Below are 21,690 nucleotides of genomic sequence, written 5' to 3'. Positions count from 1 at the left end.
CCGTCCGGCTGTGGCGCCTCGCGGCCCCGCAGCCGGACGGCGCGTCTCGGGGTCCGCCCGTCGGCGCCGGGTTCTAGGCTCGACCCACCGATCGCGGGCAGAACGCCGGCGCCGGTGTTGTTCAGCGGTACGTCGGCGTGCTCCGCCCGTGGGGGGCGGCGCACCGGGCAAGGAGGGCCGCATGACCGTACGGCGCGTGATGGGCATCGAGACCGAGTACGGGATCTCCGTGCCCGGGCACCCCAACGCCAACGCCATGCTCACCTCGTCCCAGATCGTCAACGCGTACGCGGCGGCGATGCACCGGGCGCGGCGGGCCCGCTGGGACTTCGAGGAGGAGAACCCGCTGCGTGACGCCCGGGGCTTCGACCTGGCGCGCGAGGTGGCGGACGCCAGCCAGCTGACCGACGAGGACATCGGCCTGGCCAACGTCATCCTCACCAACGGGGCCCGGTTCTACGTGGACCACGCGCACCCCGAGTACAGCTCGCCCGAGGTCACCAACCCGCGCGACGCCGTGCTCTGGGACAAGGCCGGCGAGCGGATCATGGCCGCCGCCGCGCAGCGCGCGCTGGAACTGCCCAACGGGCAGAACATCCACCTGTACAAGAACAACACCGACAACAAGGGCGCCTCCTACGGCACCCACGAGAACTACCTGATGAAGCGGGCGACGCCGTTCGCCGACATCGTCCGCCACCTCACCCCGTTCTTCGTCTCCCGCCAGGTGGTCACCGGTGCCGGCCGGGTCGGCATCGGCCAGGACGGCTCGACGCACGGCTTCCAGATCAGCCAGCGGGCCGACTACTTCGAGGTCGAGGTCGGCCTGGAGACCACGCTCAAGCGCCCGATTATCAACACCCGGGACGAACCGCACGCCGACGCGGAGAAGTACCGCCGGCTGCACGTGATCATCGGGGACGCCAACCTCTCCGAGATCTCCACCTACCTCAAGCTGGGCACCACCTCACTGGTCCTGTCGATGATCGAGGACTCCTTCATCGCCTCCGACCTCGCCGTCGACCAGCCGGTGCGCACCCTGCACCGGGTCTCCCACGACCCCACGCTCAAGCACCTGATCACCCTGCGCAACGGGCGCAAACTCACTGCCGTCCAGCTCCAGCTGGAGTACTTCGAGCTGGCCCGCAAGTACGTCGAGGACCGCTTCGGCACCGACGCGGACGAGCAGACACTGGACGTGCTGGCCCGCTGGGAGGACGTCCTCGGGCGGCTGGAGCGCGATCCGATGTCGCTCTCCAGGCAACTGGACTGGATCGCCAAGCGGGAGATCCTGGAGGGCTACCGCAGCCGGGACGCCCTGGGGTGGGAGAACCCGCGGCTGCACCTGGTCGACCTCCAGTACAGCGACGTGCGGCCCGACAAGGGCCTCTACAACCGGCTGGTGGCCCGCGGCCGGTTCGAGCGGCTGGTGACCGAGGCGGAGGTCGAGCGGGCCGTCTCCAAGCCCCCGGAGGACACCCGGGCGTACTTCCGCGGGCGCTGCCTGGAGCAGTACGCCGACCACGTCGCCGCGGCCTCCTGGGACTCGGTGATCTTCGACCTGCCGGGCCGGGACTCGTTGCAGCGGGTGCCCACGCTGGAGCCGCTGCGGGGCACCCGCAACCACGTCAAGGAGCTGCTGGACCGCTGTCGCACCGCGGAGGACCTGCTACGGGTCCTCTCCGGCGGGTAACTTTTCGATCACCATGGGTGAACGTCCGCCGAATGGGAATCATCCGGGGTGGCAGCGGGTGTTGGACAGGAAGCGCCACCGGCAAACCGGGAGCGGCAGTCGCACCTTGTGTATAGGGTCGGTGCAGCAAGCAACGACCAAACCGTGCCAGAAGAATCGAGCGGGGTGAGGGAAATGGCGAGCAAGGACACCGGCGGCGGCCAGCAGCGGGCGAACCGCTCCTCCGAGGAGGTCGAGGAGCAGGCCGCGGAAACCCAGAATTCCGACGACCTCAAGGAACGCCAGGAAAAGCTGAGCGACGACGTCGACGCGGTGCTGGACGAAATCGACGAGGTCCTGGAGTCGAATGCGGAAGATTTCGTCCGCGGATTCGTGCAGAAGGGCGGGCAATAGCCCGTCCCCGGTATTCGGGAATTCACGGTCGTGACCGTCGAGGGCGGTCGGGCGGCGAGGGCCGCCCGGCCGTCCGGCACCGGCCCCCTGCGCGCGTGGACAGTGATCGTCGGGCGGGTAGGGTGCGGGCAACGCGAGCTTCAAGCTACCTGGAAGGAATCGTGTGGAAGCCAACACTCGTGGCACCGGGCGTCTACCGGCTGCCTTCCTGACCCCGGGGTCCTCCTCCTTCGTGGACTTCCTCGCCGAGCACCGGCCGGAGCTGATCCCCGGCCACCGCGGGCTCCCCGCGGGGGCCGTGGTCGACGCCCCGCACGGGACCACCATCGTGGCCGCGGTGTTCGACGGCGGCGTGGTGATCGCCGGTGACCGCCGGGCGACGATGGGCAACGTGATCGCCCAGCGCGACATGGAGAAGGTGTTCCCGGCCGACGAGTACAGCGCGGTCGGCATCGCCGGCACCGCAGGCCTCGCCATCGAGATGGTCCGGCTGTTCCAACTGGAGCTGGAGCACTACGAGAAGATCGAGGGCGCGGTGCTCTCGCTGGAGGGCAAGGCCAACCGGCTCACCGCGATGATCCGGGGCAACCTGGGCATGGCGATGCAGGGCCTGGCGGTCGTCCCGCTGTTCGCCGGCTACGACCTGGACCTCGGCCGCGGCCGGATCTTCAACTACGACGTCACCGGCGGGCGTTCCGAGGAGCGCGGCTTCGCCGCCACCGGCTCGGGCTCGGTCTTCGCCCGCGGCTCGATGAAGAAGCTCTACCGCGACGGCCTGACGGCCGACCAGGCCGCCATGCTCGTCGTCCAGGCGCTGTACGACGCGGCCGACGACGACTCCGCCACCGGCGGCCCCGACCTCGCCCGCAAGATCTTCCCGATCGTCTCGCTGATCACCGAGGACGGCTTCCGCCGGCTCACCGACGCGGAGGTCACCGAGATCGCGGTCGCGATCACCGACGAGCGCCGCTCGCACCCCAACGGCCCGCAGGCCCCGCTGCTCTAGCCATCACCTCTCAGGAAAGGGACGACCGCCGGTGTCGACACCGTTCTACGTCTCGCCCCAGCAGGCCATGGCGGACCGCGCGGAGTACGCCCGCAAGGGCATCGCGCGCGGCCGCAGCGTGGTCGTGCTCACCTACGCCGACGGCATCGTCTTCGTCGCGGAGAACACCTCCAGAGCGCTTCACAAGGTCTCCGAGATCTACGACAAGATCGCCTTCGCGGCGGTCGGCCGCTACAACGAGTTCGAGAACCTGCGCATCGGCGGCGTCCGCTACGCCGACCTGCGCGGCTACTCCTACGACCGGGCCGACGTCACCGCCCGGGGCCTGGCCAACGTCTACGCCCAGACGCTCGGCACCATCTTCTCCTCGGTCGGCGAGAAGCCCTACGAGGTCGAGCTGATCGTGGCCGAGGTCGGCCGCACCGCGGACGAGGACCAGATCTACCGCCTCACCCCGGACGGCTCGATCGTCGACGAGAAGAACTACGTCGTGGTCGGCGGCAACGCCGACTCGATCGGCAACTACCTGGGCCAGCGCCACCGGGCCGGGATGAGCCTCACCGAGGTGGTCCGGGCCGCCGTGGACTCGCTCGCCCGCGACCCCAACGGCGGCAGCCCGCGCGCCCTCACCCCGGAGCAGCTGGAGGTGGCCGTCCTCGACCGCCAGCGGTTCCAGCAGCGCAAGTTCAAGCGCATCCTGGGCAACCAGCTCGCCCGGCTGCTCGACGGCGACCAGTCCGCCGAGTCGGACGACGAGGACGACCCGGCGGACACCGCGCCGGAGTAGCAGTGCCTGCGGAGTCCCGTACGGCGGCCGGACGGAGGCCGTACGGGACTCCGGTGCCCCTGCGGCGGCCCAGTCGTCGTGGAGGCGGTTTCGGACAGCTCCGACACAGAATGGAGTGCTCATGGACCGCCGGATTTTCGGGCTGGAGAACGAGTACGGCGTGACCTGCACGTTCCGCGGGCAGCGCAGGCTGTCGCCGGACGAGGTGGCGCGGTACTTGTTCCGCCGGGTCGTCTCCTGGGGCCGCAGCAGCAACGTCTTCCTGCGCAACGGCGCCCGGCTGTACCTCGACGTCGGCTCCCACCCCGAGTACGCCACCCCCGAGTGCGACGACGTGGTCGAGCTGGTGACGCACGACAAGGCGGGCGAGCGGATCCTCGAAGGGCTCCTGGTCGACGCCGAGCGGCGGCTGCACGAGGAGGGCATCGCGGGGGACGTCTACCTGTTCAAGAACAACACCGACTCGGCCGGCAACTCCTACGGCTGCCACGAGAACTACCTGGTGGCCCGGCACGGCGAGTTCTCCCGGCTGGCCGACGTGCTGATCCCCTTCCTGGTGACCCGCCAGCTGATCTGCGGCGCCGGCAAGGTGCTGCAGACCCCGCGCGGCGCGGTCTACTGCGTCAGCCAGCGCGCCGAGCACATCTGGGAGGGCGTCAGCTCCGCCACCACCCGCTCCCGCCCGATCATCAACACCCGCGACGAGCCGCACGCGGACGCCGAGCGCTACCGCCGGCTGCACGTGATCGTCGGCGACTCCAACATGTCGGAGACCACGACGCTGCTCAAGGTCGGCGCCACCGACCTGGTGCTGCGGCTGATCGAGGCCGGCGTGGTGATGCGCGACCTCACCCTGGAGAACCCGATCCGGGCGATCCGCGAGGTCAGCCACGACCTCACCGGCACCCACCAGGTGCGGCTCGCCAACGGGCGCGAGGCCAGCGCGCTGGACATCCAGGAGGAGTACTACACCAAGGCGCTGGAGTTCGCCGACCGCAAGGGCATCAACACCGGCACCATCGGCCAGGTGCTCGAACTGTGGGGCCGGACCCTGGAGGCCGTCCGCACCGAGAACCTGGACGAGGTGGCCACCGAGATCGACTGGATCATGAAGTACAAGCTCATCGAGCGCTACCGCGAGAAGCACCAGATGAGCATGTCCAACCCGCGGGTGGCCCAGATCGACCTGGCGTACCACGACATCCACCGCCGGCGCGGCCTGTTCTACCTGCTCCAGGGCAAGGGCCAGGCGAAGCGGGTGACCACCGACCTCAAGACCTTCGAGGCCAAGTCCATCCCGCCGCAGACCACCCGGGCCCGGCTGCGCGGGGACTTCATCCGCCGGGCGCAGGAGCAGCGCCGGGACTTCACGGTGGACTGGGTGCACCTGAAGCTGAACGACCAGGCGCAGCGCACGGTGCTCTGCAAGGACCCGTTCCGCTCGGTGGACGAGCGGGTGGAGAAGCTGATCGCCGGGATGTGAGCCCCGCAGGGGATCCCAGGTTTGTGATCAAGGCGGTGTCCGGCCCCGGTGGTGTCTACCGGGGCCGGACGCCGTCCGGGCATACGCTGTCCGTCGAAGTCAGGAGAGCCGACCTCGATCGACAGTTAGGACCACCGTGCGCCGCACCGCCGGTTTGCTACTCACCCTGCCCCTGCTGCTGGCGGTCGCCTGCAGCAGTTCGCCCAAGGCGGCCGGCCCGGCGACTCCGTCCGCGGCGAGCGCGCCTCCGACGGTGCCCGCACCGGTCGGCGAGGCGTCGCCGATGCCCACGCTCTCGGAGGGCGGTTTCGGCAGCAAGGCCACCATCACCCTCCCGGAGGGCCAGCCCGGCGGCCAGTTCGTGGTGAACACCGTCAGCGAGGGCGAGCGGTCGACGGTCAACAAGGGCGACTGGGTGACGGTCAACTACACGGCGAAGGACTGGACCACCGGCAAGGACCTGCCCAGCTCGTACGACCCGAGCGGGAAGCCGCAGCTCTACCAGGCCGGCAGCGGACAGCTCGTGCCGGCGCTGGACCAGAGCGTGATCGGCAAGAAGGTCGGCAGCCGGCTGCTGGTGGTCGCCCCGCCGGCGGCGGCCTTCGGCGAGCAGGGCAGCACCCAGCTCGGCGTCAACAAGGGCGACACCGTGGTGTTCGTCCTGGACATCATGGAGAGCCTGCCGCAGGACTCCACGCTGACCGGCGCCATGACCCCGCCGCCGGCGACGATGCCGCAGGTCAAGGACAACGGCAAGGCCCCGGTGACGATCACCGTGCCGACCGGGCAGGCCGCGCCCACCGACCTGGAGCAGGCGGTGCTGATCAAGGGCGAGGGCAAGCAGGTCAAGAGCGGGCAGACCCTGGTGGTGCAGTACACCGGGGTGCTCTGGAACAACGGCCAGCAGTTCGACTCCTCCTGGACGCACGGGGGCGCGCAGGCGGTGCAGATCGGCACCGGCAGCGTGATCGAGGGCTGGGACAAGGCGCTGGTCGGCCAGACCGTCGGCAGCCGGATCCTGCTCGTGGTGCCGCCCGGGCTCGGCTACAAGGACCAGGCGCAGGGCTCGGTGCCGCCCAACTCGACGCTGGTCTTCGTGATCGACGTTCTGGAAGCGGTTTAGGGAAGCGGCTCAGGGAAGCGGTTTAGGGCGGACACGCTCTAGGAAGTCCCCCCTGGGATTCCGTACGCTTGGGCGGACGCTCGTACAACGAAGCGTCCGCCCTCATCCTGAGCTGTCATACTGCCCTCGCACTGTGGCAGGCGCCGCCCGGCGTCGAGGTCCGGGGCGGACGGTGCGACGGCAGACCGGCAGTCAGCACGCCGGTCGCAGACCTGGAAGACCTCGTGGCGAGATGGATGGGGAGTCATGACTGAGAAGACGCCGAGCCCGGGCGGGGCCGGCACCGCGGCGAACGACAGCTCTGCGGGTGACCCGGCCGCCTCGCGTCCCGGCGGCCCGCTCCCGGGGGACGGCGAGTCGATCGTCGTCCCGCCGTCGATCCTGAAGCAGCAGGCCGGCTGGGCGCAGCCCGGAGAGCAGCCGCGCGCCTCGGGCGGGACCAAGACGGACGACACCCCGCAGATCTTCGCCTCCACCGTGCGTCGGGGCGACACCTCGGAGGCCGGGTACGACGAGAACCCGCCCGGGGTGGGCCGACTGGGCGTGATCCTCGGCACGGTGCTGGCCGTGCTGCTGGCCGGCAGCGCCGTGACGCTGTACCTGGTGAACAAGGACGGCAAGTCGGACACCGCCGCCAAGCCGGACGCCGCCAAGAGCGCGCCGCCCACGCCGACCGCCGACCCGGTGCCGCCGATCAAGGACAGCGCCAAGGTGCTGCCCACCGTCACCGGTGACTTCGGCAAGAAGGCCGAGATCCAGGTGCCGGGCGAGGCCTCCGACGGCTCCTTCGTGGTGAAGGTGCTGACCGAGGGCACCGGCCCCAAGGTGGACAAGAACTCCTGGACCTCGGTGGACTACACCGCCAAGGACTGGACCACCGGCAAGGACATCCCGAGCTCGTACGACAACAACGGCAAGCCGCAGATCTTCCAGGCCGGCACTGACGCGCTGATCCCGGCGCTGGACCAGGCCGTGGTCGGGAAGAAGGCCGGCAGCCGGGTCCTCGTGGTGGCCCCGCCGGCCGCCGCGTTCGGCTCCCAGGGCAAGGCCGACATGTCGATCGGGGCGAAGGACGACCTGATCTTCGTGATCGACATCCGCAACGCCAACGCGCCCGACGCCGTGGTGAGCGGCACCGTCACGCCGCCGCCCGCGGACTTCCCGCAGGTCAAGGACAACGGCAAGAAGCCGGCCGAGATCACCCCGGTGGCCGGCGCGAAGGACCCGACCGAGCTGAAGTCGCACGTCCTGATCAAGGGCACCGGGCCGGCGGTGGAGAAGGGCGAGAAGGTCGTCGTCCAGTACACCGGCGCGCTGTTCAAGGACGGCAAGATGTTCGACTCCTCGCTCAGCAAGGGCCAGGCGTTCTCCTTCCCGGTCGGCGGTGGCCAGGTCATCCAGGGCTGGGACCAGGGGCTGGTGGGCCAGACCGTCGGCAGCCGGGTGGAGCTGGTGATCCCGGCCGCGCTGGCCTACGGCGACAAGGGCCAGGGCGACATCCCGCCTGGCGCGCCGCTGGTCTTCGTGGTGGACATTCTGGACGCCGGTCAGGGCTGATCCACTTTCGGGTGACAATGGTGTGCGTGTGACCTTCAGGTCCGGCCGCGTGGCCGGACCACCCCGGGCGGTGGGCGCCCGTACCGTGGTCCGGGAACGGACCGGGGGTGCGGGCGCCCGCCGCTTGGTCGTGACTGCAATGCGAAACGTGAGAAGAGGGACTGTGAGCGTCAACCTCAACGAGAAGCCCGAGATCGACTTCCCGATCGGCGACGCCCCGGCGGACCTGCAGATCCGCGACATCGTCGTCGGTGACGGCGAGGAGGCCAAGCCGGGCCACAACGTCAAGGTCCGCTACGTCGGCGTGACCTTCGAGACCGGCGAGGAGTTCGATGCGAGCTGGAACCGGACCCCGAACGAGTTCCGCTTCCCGCTGGGCGGCGGCCGCGTCATCAAGGGCTGGGACCAGGGCGTCGTCGGCATGAAGGTCGGCGGTCGCCGCGAGCTGACCATCCCGTCGCACCTGGCGTACGGCAACCAGTCGCCGACCCCGCTGATCCCGGCGGGCTCGACCCTGATCTTCGTGGTCGACCTGCTGGGCGTCTGAGCCTGCCGCGGCCGTGGGCCGGACCCCTCCGGGGGCCCGGCCCACGGGCGTTTCGGGAGGCCGCTTTTGCCGTGCGTACCGCTACCGGTACGGTCGGTCCCGCCGGGTGGTGATCGCCCGGTTGGCGCACCCCGCGCACGGCGCGGCACACCGGAAGGGTCAGCGATGGCGATCGCCAAGGCAGAGCGGCTGATGAATCTCGCCCTGTGCCTGATGAACACCAGACGTCCGCTCTCCAAGAAGGAGCTGCGGGAATCCATCGAGGCGTACCGCGAGGCCTGGCAGAACAGCAGCGAGGACGCCTTCAACCGGATGTTCGAGCGGGACAAGGACGACCTGCGCGAACTCGGCCTGGTGATCGACGTCGACGAGAGCGCCCTGGACGGCGAGCTCGGCTACCTGGCCCGCGCCGACCGCAACCGGCTGCCCGAGATCGCGCTGGACGCCGAGGAGGCGGCCGCGCTGACCCTGGCCGCCCGGGTCTGGCAGCAGGCCAAGATGTCCGGCGCGGCCAGCGGCGCGCTGCAGAAGCTGCGCGCCGCCGGGGTGCCGTTCGCCGAGCCCGAGGGCCGGACCGCCCTGGAGCCGCGCATCCCCGCCCGGGAGGCCGCGTTCGAGCCGCTGCTCACCGCCGCCCGGGACCGCCGTCCGGTCGGCTTCGAGTACCGCAAGGCCGGCGCCGCCGCCGGCGAGCTGCGCACCGTCGAGCCGTGGGCGCTGGAGTGCTGGCGCGGGCACTGGTACCTGGCCGGGTGGGACCGCGACCGCGGCGACGCCCGGGTGTTCCGGCTCAGCCGGATCACCGGCAAGGTCCGGGCCAGGACCGGCGCCTTCCTCGGCACCGTGCCCGAGCACGTCGACGTCCGCGCGACCGTCGCCAAGTTCGCGGGCGAGGGCGCCACCGCCACCGCCACCGTCCGGGTCCGCCGGGGAGCGGGCTTCCCGCTGCGCACCAAGGCGCTGAGCAGCGCGCGGGTGGACGACGGCTGGGACGAGCTGGAGATCCCGTACGGCAACGGGCTGGGCGCCGACCTCGCCGAGTTCGGGCCGGACGTGCTGGTGCTCGGGCCCGAGGAGCTGCGGGCCGACGTGATCGACCGGCTGCGGGCCGTGGCCGGGCTGGACGTGGTGAACGGAAGCGGAGGGGTTCAGGCGTGAGCAACGCGATCGACCAGACGCGGCGGATGCTGTCGCTGGTCACCTACCTGCGCGAGCGCCCCGGCGCCGAGGTGGCCGAGGTGGCCCGCGCGTTCGGGATCTCCGAGCGCGAGCTGATCGGGGACCTCAACGTGCTGCCGATGTGCGGCACCAGCTTCCGCGGCGGCGACCTGCTCGACATCGACACCGACGGCGAGCGGATCTGGTGGCACAACGTCGACGACGTGGCCCAGCCGCTGCGCCTCGCCGCCGACGAGGCCACCGCGCTGCTGGTCGCCGCCCGTGCGGTGGCCGGGCTGCCAGGCCTGCGGGCCGGCGACCGGGAGGCGCTCACCCGGGCCGTCGTCAAGATCGAGAACGCGGCGGGCGAGAGCGCCGCCGGCAGCGCCCGGGTCGGCGTGACCTTCGAGGCGGAGGGCCACGTGTTCGCCGACATCGACCGCGCGCTCAGCGAGGGGCGCCGCCTGTGGCTGCGCTACTACTCGCACGGGCGCGGCGGGATGACCGAGCGCGAGGTCGACCCGATCCGGCTGCTCACCGAGGGCCACACCTACCTCGAGGCCTGGTGCCGCACCTCCGAGGACCACCGGATGTTCCGGCTGGACCGGGTCGCCGAGATCCGGGTGCTGGACGTCCCCGCCGACCCGCCGCGGCGCGAGCCGCGCGACCTGAGCGGCGGGCTGGTCAACCCGTCCGCGGACGACCCCGAGGTGGTCGTCGAGGTCACCTCCGGCGGACGCTGGGTGGCCGAGTACTACACCCACGACCGGGCCGAGGAACTGCCCGACGGCGGGCTGCGGATCACCCTGCGCAGCGCCGATCCCTCCCAGCTGCGCCCGCTGGCGCTGCGGCTGGGCCGGGACGGCCGGATCGTCTCGCCGCCCGGGCTGGCCGGGCAGGCCCGCGCGGCCGCCCTGGAGGCGCTGGCCGCTTACGGGGAGCAGACCGTCACCGACGGGGAGGGGCGGGTCTGATCGGTGGAGCCCGGGACCAGATTCAAGGTGTACTGCTCCGAGTGCCGGGAGAAGGTCGAGCTCCCGGCGGAGGAGTTCCGGCTGACCCTCGGTCGCACCCCGGCCCAGGCGCACTACAGCTTCGGCTGCCCGCTCTGCGGGGCGGCGGTGCGCAAGCCGGCCGGGGAGAAGATCGTCGCGGCGCTCGTCGGGGCCGGGGTGCGCACCATGCGGCTCGTCCCGGCCGAGGGGTAGCGGGCGCTCTCCTCCGGACCAGGCCGGGGGGCCGGGCCCGATAGGGTGGGGCGCATGTCCTGGATGCTCGTCGCCGCCGTCCTGCTCGCCACCGCGGGCCTGCTGGTCCTCGGGGTGCTCGCGATCCGGCTCTGGCTGGACGTGCGGGCGCTGGCCAAGGGCGTGGACGCGGCCTCGCGGGCGCTGGCCGAGGCGGCGGGGGAGCTGGCGGAGGCCGTACCGGCTCGGTAGGGCCGTCCGTGGCGCCCTTCCGGTGGCGCCCCGCCGGGTAGGCCGTCCGGTAGTGCCTGTCCGGTAGCGCCTGTTCGGTAGCACAGGAGGGCCGTCGGTGGTACGGGGGCTGCTGCGGGGAGGCGGGGGCGGGTTACGCTCTCAGATGGCTCCTGCAGATGGCTCCTGAACTGCGAACCGGGGCCGCTGTCCTGTTCGGGCGGCCGTCGTCGTGGCGTCATCCGCAGCGGTTACCATCCGCGGCGGGGGGCCCGACGGGTCGCCATGAGTGAAGGTGGTCGCGCAATGCGCATCTCGATGACCGCGATCGTGGTGGTCGTGATTTTCGCCGTCCTGCTGTTCGGCGCCAAGCGGCTGCCCGACCTGGCTCGCTCGCTCGGGCAGTCGATGCGGATCCTGAAGAGCGAGGCCAAGGCCATGCGCTCGGACGGCGCCGAGGAGGACGCCGCCGCGACGCCGCCTCCGGCGCCCCGGGTCGACGGCGGTTCGGCGACGACCGCGGCCAGGACCATCCAGGCCGCTCCGGGTGCCTCGGGCACCGCCCGCCCGGTGGCCGAGCCCGCCGCCGGGCCGTCCGCGGCCGACGGCGACCGCCCGCACTGAGTGCGGCGCACGTGACGAACGCGACCACGGAGGCCCGTCGACCGGCGGGCCTCGACGCACGAGTTGAGGACCGGGGTTGAGCAAGCTCTCCAAGGCGTCGAAGGCGTCCAAGGATCCTGAGGGGCGGATGGCCCTCACCGACCACCTGCGGGAACTGCGCAACCGCGTGGTCAAGTCGGTCCTGGCGATCGTGCTGATCACCATCGTGGCGGCGATCTACCACAGGCAGATCGAGAACTTCCTGCTGGAGCCGCTGCCGCGCTGCACCGCGGAGACTGCCTCCCAGTTCAAGGGCAAGTGCGCCCAGGTCTCCAACATCGGTCTGACCGCCGGTTTCACCTGGATGCTCAAGGTGTCGCTGACGGCCGGTGTGGTCGCGACCGTGCCGATCTGGCTCTACCAGGTCTGGGCCTTCGTGGCGCCCGGTCTGCACCGGCACGAGAAGAAGTACGCCGTCATCTTCATGCTGTGCGGGGCGCCGCTCTTCCTGGCCGGTGTGGGCTGCGCCATCCTGGTGCTGCCGACCACCGTCGACGTGCTGATCTCGTTCACCCCGGACAAGACCACGCCGATCCTGCCGCCCGAGGACTACCTCGACATCGCCACCCGGATGGTGCTGGTCTTCGGCCTGGCCTTCGAGTTCCCGCTGCTGCTGGTGATGATGAACATGGTCGGCATGGTCACCGGCAAGCGGCTGCTCGGCTGGTGGCGTGGCATGGTCATGGGCATCACGGTCTTCGCCGCCTTCGCCACCCCGAGCGCCGATCCGGTGAGCATGCTCACGCTGGCCGCGCCGATCTGGGCGCTGTACTTCCTCGCGGTGGGCATCGCGATCTTCAACGACAGGCGCAAGGAGCGCCGCGACCCCGATGCCGGACTGAGCGACGAGGAGGCCTCGGAGCTGGACCTCTCGGTGCAGCCGGTGGCCGGTACGGAGATGGTCCAGGCCTCGGCCGCGCCGACGGCGGGCGCCCCGGTGCCTGCGGCCCGTCACGAGCAGATCGACGACATCACCTGAGCCGGTAGCGCGCCCTGAGGCCCCGGCCCGCCGCCCGACGCGGTGGGCCGGGGCCTTTGCGCTGCTCCGGCTCGGTGAGCCCGGGCTTTTGCGCTGCTCCGGCTCGGTGAGCCCGGGCTTTTGCGCTGCTCCGGCCCGGTGAGCCCGGGCTTTTGTGCTGCTCCGGCCCGGTGCGGGATTCGGCGGGTGGTCTTGGCAGGGTGGATGGCATGTGACATATTACTGACGTGCTCAAGACCCAGAGACCTCCCCTGGATGTCGTCGTGGTCGGCGCCGGCGTGGTCGGCGCCGCCTGCGCCTACTACGCGGCCCGCGCCGGGCTCACCGTCGCCGTCGTCGACCGCGGGCCGGTGGCCGGCGGCACCACCGGCGCCGGCGAGGGCAACCTGCTGGTCTCCGACAAGGAGCCCGGGCCCGAACTCGACCTCGCCCTGCTCAGCACCCGGCTCTGGCACGACCTCGCCGAACACCTCGGCGCGGCCGTGGAGTACGAGCCCAAGGGCGGCGTGGTGATCGCGTCCACCCCGGCCGGGCAGGACGCCCTGCGGGCCTTCGCCGTCGGCCAGGCCGCCGCCGGCGTCACCGCCGAGGAGATCCCCGCCGAGCGGCTGCACGAGCTGGAGCCGCACCTTGCCCCCGGCCTCGCCGGCGGCTTCCACTACCCGCAGGACGCCCAGGTCCAGCCCGCCCTCGCCGCCGCCCACCTGCTGCGCGAGGCCCGCCGGATGGGCGCCGAGCTGATCACCGGCGAGACCGTGACCGCCGTGCACCGGGGGCCGGACGGCGCCGTGCGCGGCGTGCGGACCGACCGCCGCAGACTCGACGCCCCCGCCGTCGTCAACGCGACCGGCACCTGGGGCGGCGAACTGGCCGGGTTGGCCGGGGTGCACCTGCCGGTGATGCCCCGCCGCGGCTTCGTCCTGGTCACCGAGCCGCTGCCGCGGATCGTCCGGCACAAGGTCTATGCCGCCGACTACGTCGCCGACGTCGCCAGCGGCTCGGCCGGGCTCCAGACCTCCGCCGTGGTCGAGGGCACCCCCGGCGGGCCGGTGCTCATCGGCGCCAGCCGCGAACGGGTCGGCTTCGACCGCACCCTCTCCCAGGAGGTGCTGCGGCGGCTCGCCGCCCAGGCCGCGGCGCTCTTCCCGGTGCTCGCGGACGTCACCGTGATGCGCACCTACCGGGGCTTCCGTCCGTACCTGCCGGACCACCTGCCCGCCATCGGCGAGGACCCCAGGGTGCCCGGGCTCTACCATGCCTGCGGGCACGAGGGCGCCGGCATCGGGTTGGCTCCGGCGACCGGCCTGCTGATCAGCGAGCAACTGACCGGCAAGCAGCCGGAACTGGACCTCGCGCCGTTCCGCCCGGACCGCTTCCCGTCGGACGCCGGGGCCTGAGCCCGGGCTCCTCGACCACCGCTGTCCGCCTGCCGACCACGCTCGTTCGTCGACCGCCCCCGCCGTGTCGACCGCCCCTGTCGTGTAGACCGCCCTCGTCCGTCGACCAACCCCGGAACGGAGAAGCCGCCGATGCGCCGCACCCCCGCCGACCTGGTCCGGGCCGAACCCGGCCCCGCCCACCACATCGAGTTCGACGGCCGACCCGTCCCGGCCCTGCCCGGACAGTCGATCGCCGCCGCGCTCTGGGCCGACGGCGTGCTCGCCTGGCGCACCACCCGGGTCGGCGGCCGGCCGCGGGGGGTGTTCTGCGGCATCGGCGCCTGCTTCGACTGCCTGGCCACCGTCGACGGCCGCCCCAACCAGCGCACCTGCCTGCTCCCCGCCGAACCCGGCACCACCGTCACCACCCAGGAGGGCCACGGCCGTGCCGACCTCGCCGTCTGACCGGGCCGCCGCCGGAGCGGCCCGACGCCCCGACCTCGCGGTGATCGGTGCCGGCCCGGCCGGGCTCGCGGCCGCCGTGACCGCCGCCGACCTCGGGCTGCGCTGCGTCCTGCTGGACGCCGGTCACAGCACCGGCGGGCAGTACTACCGGCACCCCGCGCCCGGCCTCGGCGCCGCCCGCCCGGACCGGCTCCACCACGGCTGGTCCGTCTACACCGGACTGGCCGACCGGCTCGCCGCGCACGAGCGGGCCGGGCGGGTCCGCTTCCTCGGCGGCCACCAGGTGTGGGCGCTGGAGCGGACCGGCGACGGCTTCGCCGTGCACGTCACGCGCGGCCCGGAGGCCACCGACCGGGCCACCGTCCCGGCCGCGTCCGTGCTGCTCGCCACCGGCGCGTACGAGCGCCAGCTGCCGTTCCCCGGCTGGACCCTGCCCGGGGTGGTCACCGCGGGCGGCGCGCAGGCGATGCTCAAGGCCGGGCTGGTGCTGCCCGGGCGGCGGATCGTGGTGGCCGGCAGCGGGCCGCTGCTGCTCGCGGCGGCGTCCTCGCTGGTCACCGCCGGGGCCGAGGTGCCCGCGGTCGTCGAGGCCACCGACTACCTCGGCTACGCCCGGCGCCCCGGCGCCCTGGCGGCCGTCCCCGCCAAGCTCGTCGAGGGCGCCGGGCACGGGAGCACGCTGCTGCGGCACGGCGTACGGCTGCGCCCGCGCAGTGCCGTCGTCGAGGCGCACGGGACCGAGCGGGTCACCGCCGTCACGGTGGCCCGGCTGGACGCCGACTGGCGGCCGGTGCCCGGCACCGAACGCCGGATCGCCTGCGACGCCGTCGCCGTGGGCCACGGGCTACTCCCGCAGATCGACCTGGCCACCGAACTGGGCGCGGCCACCAGGACCGCCCCGGACGGCGCCGTCGGGCTCCGGGTCGACGCCCGGCTGCGCACCACCGTGCCCGGCCTCTGGTCGGCGGGGGAGACCAACGGCGTCGGCGGCGCGGACCTCGCGATCGTGGAGGGCGAACTGGCCGCGCACGCCGTGGCCGACCGGGTGCCGAAGCCCGCACTGTTGCGCAGCCGGGCCCGGCTGCGGAACTTCGCCGACCTGATGGCCGCGGCCCACCGGCCCGGCCCCGGCTGGACCGGCTGGCTGCGCCCGGACACCGACGTCTGCCGGTGCGAGGAGGTGCCGGTCTCGGCGATCCGGGAGGCCGTGGACGAGCTGGGCGCGGGCGATCCGCGCACCGTCAAGCTGCTCACCCGGGCCGGGATGGGCTGGTGCCAGGGCCGGATGTGCGGTCCGGCCGTGGCCTGCCTGGCCGGCTCGGGTGAGCCGGGGCCGGACCGGCGGCCGCTGGCCTGCCCGGTGCCGCTGTCGCAGCTGGCGGCCGGGCCGTCCGGGCCGTCCGGGCCGTCCGGGTCGTCCGGGTCGTCCGGTGAGGGCGCCGATACGGCCTGAGGTCCGTCGAACATGCGGGCCGGGGACTCTTGTCTCCGGCCCATCTCTTCTAATGAAATGTCACACCTCACCAAGGAGCTCATCGTGTCCAACACCCCACACGACACCGCCCGGCCCTGGCGCGGCATCATGGTCGCCACCACGATCCCGCTGCGCCCGGACCTCTCCGTCGACTACGACGCGTACGCCGAGCACGTCCGCTGGCTGATCGAGTCCGGCTGTGACGGCGTCGTCCCCAACGGCTCGCTGGGCGAGTACCAGACGCTCACCGCCGAGGAGCGCGCCCGCGTCGTCGAGGTGGCCGTCGAGGCGGCCGGCGACGGCTCCCGGGTGATGCCCGGCGTGGCCGCCTACGGCAGCGCCGAGTCCCGCCGCTGGGCCGAGCAGGCCGCCGAGGCCGGCGCCGGCTCCGTGCTCCTGCTGCCGCCGAACGCCTTCCGGGCCGACCACGCGTCCGTCCGGGCGCACTACGCCGACGTGGCCAAGGCCGGACTGCCCGTCGTCGCGTACAACAACCCGATCGACACCAAGGTCGACCTCGTCCCCGCGCTGCTCGCCCAACTGCACGGCGAGGGCTCGATCGTCGCGGTCAAGGAGTTCAGCGGCGACGTCCGCCGGGCCTACGAGATCGCCGAACTGGCCCCCGGGCTGGACCTGCTGATCGGCGCCGACGACGTGCTGCTGGAACTGGCGCTGGCCGGCGCGGTCGGCTGGATCGCCGGCTACCCGAACGCCCTGCCGGAGGCCAGCGTCGCGCTGTACCGGGCCGCCGTGGCGCAGGAGCTGGACACCGCGCTGCCGCTGTACAAGTCGCTGCACTCGCTGCTGCGCTGGGACTCCAAGACCGAGTTCGTCCAGGCCATCAAGCTGTCCATGGACATCGCCGGGCGCGCCGGTGGCCCGGTCCGCCCGCCGCGCCAGCCGCTGACCCCGGACATCGAGGCGGCCGTCCGAGCGGCCACCGAGAAGGCGCTGGCCGAGGGCCTGGCGTAACCGGGAGACTTCGTCACCAGGCTGGCTGAGGGGGCAGCCGGCCCGGCCCCACCCATCCGATCCCGCGTACGGTCAGCACCTCCGTACGCCCACTCCGACGGGAGTCGTCAGAGCCATGCGCAGCCGTCACGTGTTCCACGCCGTCGACTCGCACACCGAGGGCATGCCGACCCGGGTCATCACCGGCGGCTTCGGCGTCATTCCCGGCGCCACCATGGCCGAGCGCCGGGTGCACTTCCAGCAGCACCTGGACCACTTCCGCACCCTGCTGATGTACGAGCCGCGCGGCCACGCCGCGATGAGCGGCGCCATCCTCCAGCCGCCGACCCGGCCGGACGCCGACTTCGGCGTGCTCTACATCGAGGTCTCCGGCCTGCTGCCGATGTGCGGGCACGGCACCATCGGCGTCGCCACCGTGCTGGTCGAGACCGGCATGGTGCCGGTGGTCGAGCCGGTCACCACGGTGCGGCTGGACACGCCCGCCGGGCTGGTGATCGCCGAGGTGCGGGTCGAGGACGGCGCCGCCACCGCGGTGACCATCCGCAACGTGCCGTCCTACTCGGCCGCGCTGGACGCCAAGATCGAGGTGCCCGGGTACGGCACGATCGGCTACGACCTGGCGTACGGCGGCAACTTCTACGCGATCCTGCCGCTCGCCGAGTTCGGGCTGCCCTTCGAGCGCGAGCGCAAGCAGGACATCCTGGAGGCCGGACTGGCCCTGATGGCCGCCATCAACGCGGGCCCCGACCGCCCGGTGCACCCGGAGGACCCGTCCATCCACGGCTGCCACCACGTCCAGCTGCTCGCCCCCGGCTCCACCGCCGAGCACTCCCGGCACGCGATGGCCATCCACCCCGGGTGGTTCGACCGCTCGCCCTGCGGCACCGGCACCTCGGCCCGGATGGCGCAGCTGCACGCGCGCGGCGAACTGCCGCTGGGGCGCGACTTCCGCAACGACTCCTTCATCGGGACGACCTTCATCGGGCGCCTGGTCGAGGAGACCGAGGTGGCCGGTCTGCCCGCCGTGGTGCCCACCGTCACCGGGCGGGCCTGGGTCACCGGCACCGCCCAGTACTTCCTCGACCCGCGCGACCCGTTCCCGGCCGGGTTCCTGTTGTAGAGCTGTTTGAAAGAGGAGCCGGCCTCTGGGGGGAGGGGCCCGATCCGACGTCCGCTGAACCACCTTCGAAGGGCTGCTGGTCGTGACCATCACCTCGTACAACCCCGCCGACCCCGCGGACCTCGTCGTCGCCGTGGAGGAACCCGGCGCCGAAGCCGTCCGGGCCGCCGTCGCCCGGGCCCGGGCAGCCCAGCCCGGCTGGCTCGCGGCCGGCGCGGGCGCCCGGTCCGCGGCGCTCGGCCGGATCGCCGAAGCGGTCGAGGCGCACGCGGACGAGCTGGCCGGGCTGATCGTGCGCGAGGTCGGCAAGCCGCTCGCCGAGGCGCGCGGCGAGGTCGCTCGCACCGCGGCGATCTGGCGCTACTACGCGCAGGCGCCGTTCGCGCCGTCCGGGGCGGTGCACGAGACCGCCGCCGGGCCCGGGCTGCTGCTCACCCGGCGCCGCCCGTACGGCGTCGCCGGGCTGATCGCGCCGTGGAACTTCCCGCTGGCGATCCCCACCTGGAAGGCCGCGCCGGCGCTGGCGGTCGGCAACACCGCGGTGCTCAAGCCGGCGCCCGAGGCGACCGCCTGCGCGCTGCGGCTGGCCGAACTGGCCGCCGGGGCCGGGCTGCCGGAGGACGTGTTCACCGTGCTGCCGGGCGGCGCCGAGGAGGGCGCGGCGCTGGTCGACACGGCCGACGTGGTCTCCTTCACCGGCTCGACCGGCGTCGGTCGGGCCGTGGTGCGGGCCGCCACCGAGCGCGGCGTGCCGGTGCAGGCCGAACTCGGCGGGCTGAACGCCGCGCTGGTGCTGCCGGACGCCGACCTCGCGCAGGCCGCCGCCCACCTCGCCGCCGCCATCGCCGGGTACGCGGGGCAGAAGTGCACCGCCACCAGCCGGGTGATCGCGGTCGGCGCCGCGTACGAGCCGCTGCGCGACGCCCTGGTCAAGGCGTTGGAACTGGTCGACGACGCGGCCTGCGGGCCGGTCATCAACGCCGCCGCCCGGGACCGGCTGACGGCCGCCGTCGACTCGGCCGTCGCCGCCGGGGCCACCCTGCTCACCGGCGGCCGGGCACCCGAGCGGGACGGCTGGTACGTCGAACCGGCCCTGCTCACCGACGTGCCGGCCGAACACCCGCTGGCCCGCGAGGAGTTCTTCGGCCCGATCGCGCTGCTGCACGCCGCGGCCGACCTCGACGAGGCGATCGCGCTCGCCAACGACACCCCGCACAGCCTCGCCACCTCGGTGCACACCCGCAGCCTGGACGTGGCGCTCGCCGCTGCCGACCGGCTGGACGCGGGCATGATCCGGGTCAACGCGCCGTCCAGCGGCGTCGACTTCCACCTGCCGTTCGGCGGTGCCAAGGGCGCGAGCCACGGCGAGCGCGAGCAGGGCCAGGCGGCGCTGGACTTCTACACCGTCAGCCGCACCGTCAGCGTCCTGCCGGGCGGTGGCGCGTGATGCCCGTCCGCACCGTCGACTACCACGCGGCCGGCGAGCCGTTCCGGATCGTGCTGGACGGCGTGCCCGCGATCCCCGGCGACAGCGTCGCCGAACGGCGGGCCATCGCCCTCGGCGCCGGCGGCAGCGCGACCGCGCCCCGGCCGAGCGCGCTGGACGACGCCCGGCAGCTGCTCAGCCGCGAACCGCGCGGACACGCCGGGATGTACGGCGGGTTCCTGGTACCGCCGGACGACGACGAGGCGCACTTCGGGGTGCTGTTCTGGCACAAGGACGGCTACTCGACGGCCTGCGGGCACGGCACCATCGCGCTCGGCGCCTGGGCGGTGGACTCCGGGCGGGTCGCGGCCCCCGCCGACGGCGTGGCCCGAGTGCGGATCGACGTGCCGTCCGGCCGGGTCACCGCGCTGGTGCACCGGGCCGGCGGGCGGACCACCGGCGTCACCTTCCGCAACGTGCCCACCCGGGTCGCCGCTCTGAAGTTGCCGCTGGCCACTTCACGGGGCACCGTGGAGGTCGCGGTGGCGCACGCGGGCGCCTGCTACGCCTCGGTGCCGGCGGCCGCCCTCGGCCTCGCGGTCGAGCCCGCGCAGCTGCCCGAACTCACCGCCGCCGGGCGGGAGATCAGGGAGCTGCTGGCCGGCGCGGCGGCGGTGGCGCACCCGAGCGACCCGCTCCTGTCGGGGGTGTACGGGGTCATCCTGTTCGACGAACTCGTCTCGGAGGACGGCGTGTTGAACCAGCGGAACGTCACCGTCTTCGCGGACGGGCAGATCGACCGCTCACCCTGCGGCTCCGGGACCTCCGCCCGGCTCGCCGTCCTCGCCGCCGAGGGCCGACTCGCGCCGGGGGAGGAGCTGCGGCACGAGTCCGTCATCGGGACGGTCTTCACCGGCCGCGTCCTGCCCGGCGGCGACCCGCTGGACGGCGGCGTCGTCACCGAGGTCACCGGCAGCGCGCACCGCACCGGCGAGCACGCGTTCGTCCTGGAACCGGACGACGACCTGGGCGCGGGGTTCCTCCTGTGACCGCTCCCGCGAACCCTCCCGCGAACCCTCCTGTGGACCCTGCTGCGCCGCCTCCTGCGCCGCCTCTTGTGCCGCCCGGTACGGCGGCTGAGCCGCTCCAGTACGCCGTGCCGGGCGTCGGCGGGGTCGGGCCCGCGGCTGCGGTGGCGGCGATCGAGCGGGTGCTGCTCGACGGGTTCGACCCGGAGTCGGCACCGGCCCGCTCGGCCGTCCCCGTCCCGGCCGGCGAACTGCTGATGATGCCGGCCGCCGCCGGCCCGTACGCCGGGGTGAAGATCGCCGGGGTCGCGCCCGCCAACCCGGGGCGGGGACTGCCCCGGATCACCGGCAGCTACCTGCTGCTCGACGGGCCCACCCTGCAGCCGCTCGCCCTGTTCGACGGCGCCGCGCTCACCGCGCTGCGCACACCCGCCGTCACCGCCGTCGCGCTGCGCCGGCTGGCCGCGCCGGATGCCGAACACCTGGTGCTGTTCGGCTCCGGGCCGCAGGCGTACGGGCACCTGGACGCGCTGCTGGCCGTTCAGCCGCTGACCCGGCTCACCGTGGTGGCACGGAACGCCGGACGGGCCGAGGCCCTGGCCGCGTACGGGCGGGGGCTCGGGCTGGCAGCCGGGGTCGGCGAGCCGGGGGCGGTCGCCGGGGCCGACCTGGTGGTCTGCTGCACCACCGCGCGTACGCCGCTGTTCGACGGCGCCCTGGTGCCCGCGCACGCCGCCGTCGCGGCGGTCGGCTCGCACGAGCCGGACGCGCGGGAGGTGGACGAGGCGCTGGTCGGGCGGGCCGAACTGTACGTGGAGGCACGGACGGTGGCGGCCCGCGAGGCCGGCGACCTGATCATGGCGGGCGTGGCCGGCCGACAGGTGTGGAACCTGGCCGAGCTGGTGCGCGGCGACGCGCTGGTGCCGGCGGGGCGGCCGCGGTTCTTCAAGAGCGTCGGCATGGCGTGGGAGGACCTGGCGGTCGCGGCGGAGGTGTACCGGAGCACCGGGGCAGGCTGA

22 protein-coding genes are annotated in these 21,690 nt (G+C 73.2%); all 22 read left to right on the top strand.

Going from position 1 to position 21,690, the window contains the following annotated elements:
- Positions 1-181 precede the first annotated feature (181 nt).
- The 22 genes from dop (at position 182) to AB0O82_RS15560 (ending at position 21,690) form a co-directional block, all read left to right on the top strand.
- Entirely contained in the window at positions 182-1,693 is a 1,512-nt protein-coding gene (dop, locus tag AB0O82_RS15665) for a depupylase/deamidase Dop (protein ID WP_208869055.1), read from the top strand.
- A gap of 174 nt (positions 1,694-1,867) precedes the next feature.
- Entirely contained in the window at positions 1,868-2,086 is a 219-nt protein-coding gene (locus tag AB0O82_RS15660) for a ubiquitin-like protein Pup (RefSeq protein WP_031069167.1), read from the top strand.
- Positions 2,087-2,249: 163 nt separating this feature from the next.
- On the top strand, positions 2,250-3,092 hold the full coding sequence (prcB, locus tag AB0O82_RS15655) for a proteasome subunit beta (protein ID WP_363583902.1): 843 nt from the start codon (positions 2,250-2,252) through the stop codon (positions 3,090-3,092).
- A 31-nt stretch (positions 3,093-3,123) separates the two neighbouring features.
- A complete protein-coding gene (gene prcA, locus AB0O82_RS15650; protein ID WP_363583900.1) occupies positions 3,124-3,879 on the top strand; it encodes a proteasome subunit alpha in 756 nt (251 codons plus the stop codon).
- Between the two features lie 121 nt (positions 3,880-4,000).
- Entirely contained in the window at positions 4,001-5,362 is a 1,362-nt protein-coding gene (pafA, locus tag AB0O82_RS15645; RefSeq protein ID WP_363583898.1) for a Pup--protein ligase, read from the top strand.
- A gap of 136 nt (positions 5,363-5,498) precedes the next feature.
- Positions 5,499-6,485: an FKBP-type peptidyl-prolyl cis-trans isomerase gene (locus AB0O82_RS15640; RefSeq protein WP_363583896.1), complete on the top strand. Its 987-nt coding sequence runs from the start codon at positions 5,499-5,501 to the stop codon at positions 6,483-6,485.
- Between the two features lie 246 nt (positions 6,486-6,731).
- Complete coding sequence (locus AB0O82_RS15635; RefSeq protein ID WP_363583894.1) at positions 6,732-8,042, top strand: FKBP-type peptidyl-prolyl cis-trans isomerase; 1,311 nt, start codon at positions 6,732-6,734, stop codon at positions 8,040-8,042.
- Between the two features lie 163 nt (positions 8,043-8,205).
- A complete protein-coding gene (locus AB0O82_RS15630) occupies positions 8,206-8,589 on the top strand; it encodes an FKBP-type peptidyl-prolyl cis-trans isomerase (protein WP_363583892.1) in 384 nt (127 codons plus the stop codon).
- A 165-nt stretch (positions 8,590-8,754) separates the two neighbouring features.
- A complete protein-coding gene (locus tag AB0O82_RS15625; RefSeq protein ID WP_350877984.1) occupies positions 8,755-9,747 on the top strand; it encodes a WYL domain-containing protein in 993 nt (330 codons plus the stop codon).
- A 26-nt stretch (positions 9,748-9,773) separates the two neighbouring features.
- Entirely contained in the window at positions 9,774-10,721 is a 948-nt protein-coding gene (locus AB0O82_RS15620) for a WYL domain-containing protein (RefSeq protein ID WP_363583968.1), read from the top strand.
- A gap of 27 nt (positions 10,722-10,748) precedes the next feature.
- Positions 10,749-10,955 (top strand): hypothetical protein, encoded by a 207-nt coding sequence (locus tag AB0O82_RS15615; RefSeq protein WP_363583890.1) that lies wholly within the window; start codon positions 10,749-10,751, stop codon positions 10,953-10,955.
- A 54-nt stretch (positions 10,956-11,009) separates the two neighbouring features.
- Entirely contained in the window at positions 11,010-11,186 is a 177-nt protein-coding gene (locus tag AB0O82_RS15610) for a hypothetical protein (RefSeq protein ID WP_360230298.1), read from the top strand.
- 285 nt (positions 11,187-11,471) lie between these two features.
- Positions 11,472-11,789 (top strand): Sec-independent protein translocase subunit TatA, encoded by a 318-nt coding sequence (tatA, locus tag AB0O82_RS15605; RefSeq protein WP_363583888.1) that lies wholly within the window; start codon positions 11,472-11,474, stop codon positions 11,787-11,789.
- A gap of 76 nt (positions 11,790-11,865) precedes the next feature.
- Entirely contained in the window at positions 11,866-12,807 is a 942-nt protein-coding gene (gene tatC, locus AB0O82_RS15600) for a twin-arginine translocase subunit TatC (protein ID WP_363583886.1), read from the top strand.
- Between the two features lie 227 nt (positions 12,808-13,034).
- Positions 13,035-14,204 (top strand): FAD-dependent oxidoreductase, encoded by a 1,170-nt coding sequence (locus tag AB0O82_RS15595; RefSeq protein ID WP_363583884.1) that lies wholly within the window; start codon positions 13,035-13,037, stop codon positions 14,202-14,204.
- Positions 14,205-14,336: 132 nt separating this feature from the next.
- Complete coding sequence (locus AB0O82_RS15590) at positions 14,337-14,651, top strand: (2Fe-2S)-binding protein (protein ID WP_363583882.1); 315 nt, start codon at positions 14,337-14,339, stop codon at positions 14,649-14,651.
- Complete coding sequence (locus AB0O82_RS15585) at positions 14,632-16,104, top strand: NAD(P)/FAD-dependent oxidoreductase (RefSeq protein ID WP_363583880.1); 1,473 nt, start codon at positions 14,632-14,634, stop codon at positions 16,102-16,104. Before AB0O82_RS15590 ends, AB0O82_RS15585 begins: the two co-directional genes overlap by 20 nt.
- Positions 16,105-16,188: 84 nt before the next feature.
- Complete coding sequence (locus tag AB0O82_RS15580) at positions 16,189-17,097, top strand: dihydrodipicolinate synthase family protein (RefSeq protein WP_363583878.1); 909 nt, start codon at positions 16,189-16,191, stop codon at positions 17,095-17,097.
- A 115-nt stretch (positions 17,098-17,212) separates the two neighbouring features.
- Entirely contained in the window at positions 17,213-18,217 is a 1,005-nt protein-coding gene (locus AB0O82_RS15575; protein WP_363583876.1) for a proline racemase family protein, read from the top strand.
- Positions 18,218-18,293: 76 nt separating this feature from the next.
- The gene (locus tag AB0O82_RS15570; protein WP_363583966.1) at positions 18,294-19,664 is read left to right on the top strand and encodes an aldehyde dehydrogenase family protein; all 1,371 of its coding nucleotides are present in this window, start codon (positions 18,294-18,296) and stop codon (positions 19,662-19,664) included.
- Positions 19,664-20,692 (top strand): proline racemase family protein, encoded by a 1,029-nt coding sequence (locus tag AB0O82_RS15565; RefSeq protein WP_363583874.1) that lies wholly within the window; start codon positions 19,664-19,666, stop codon positions 20,690-20,692. Before AB0O82_RS15570 ends, AB0O82_RS15565 begins: the two co-directional genes overlap by 1 nt.
- A 68-nt stretch (positions 20,693-20,760) precedes the next feature.
- The gene (locus AB0O82_RS15560; protein ID WP_363583873.1) at positions 20,761-21,690 is read left to right on the top strand and encodes an ornithine cyclodeaminase family protein; all 930 of its coding nucleotides are present in this window, start codon (positions 20,761-20,763) and stop codon (positions 21,688-21,690) included.

This window comes from Kitasatospora sp. NPDC088264 (assembly GCF_040685715.1).
Taxonomy (GTDB): domain Bacteria; phylum Actinomycetota; class Actinomycetes; order Streptomycetales; family Streptomycetaceae; genus Kitasatospora.
Note: the sequence above shows the minus strand (reverse complement) of the source record. Positions and strands in the feature narration are given on the sequence as shown.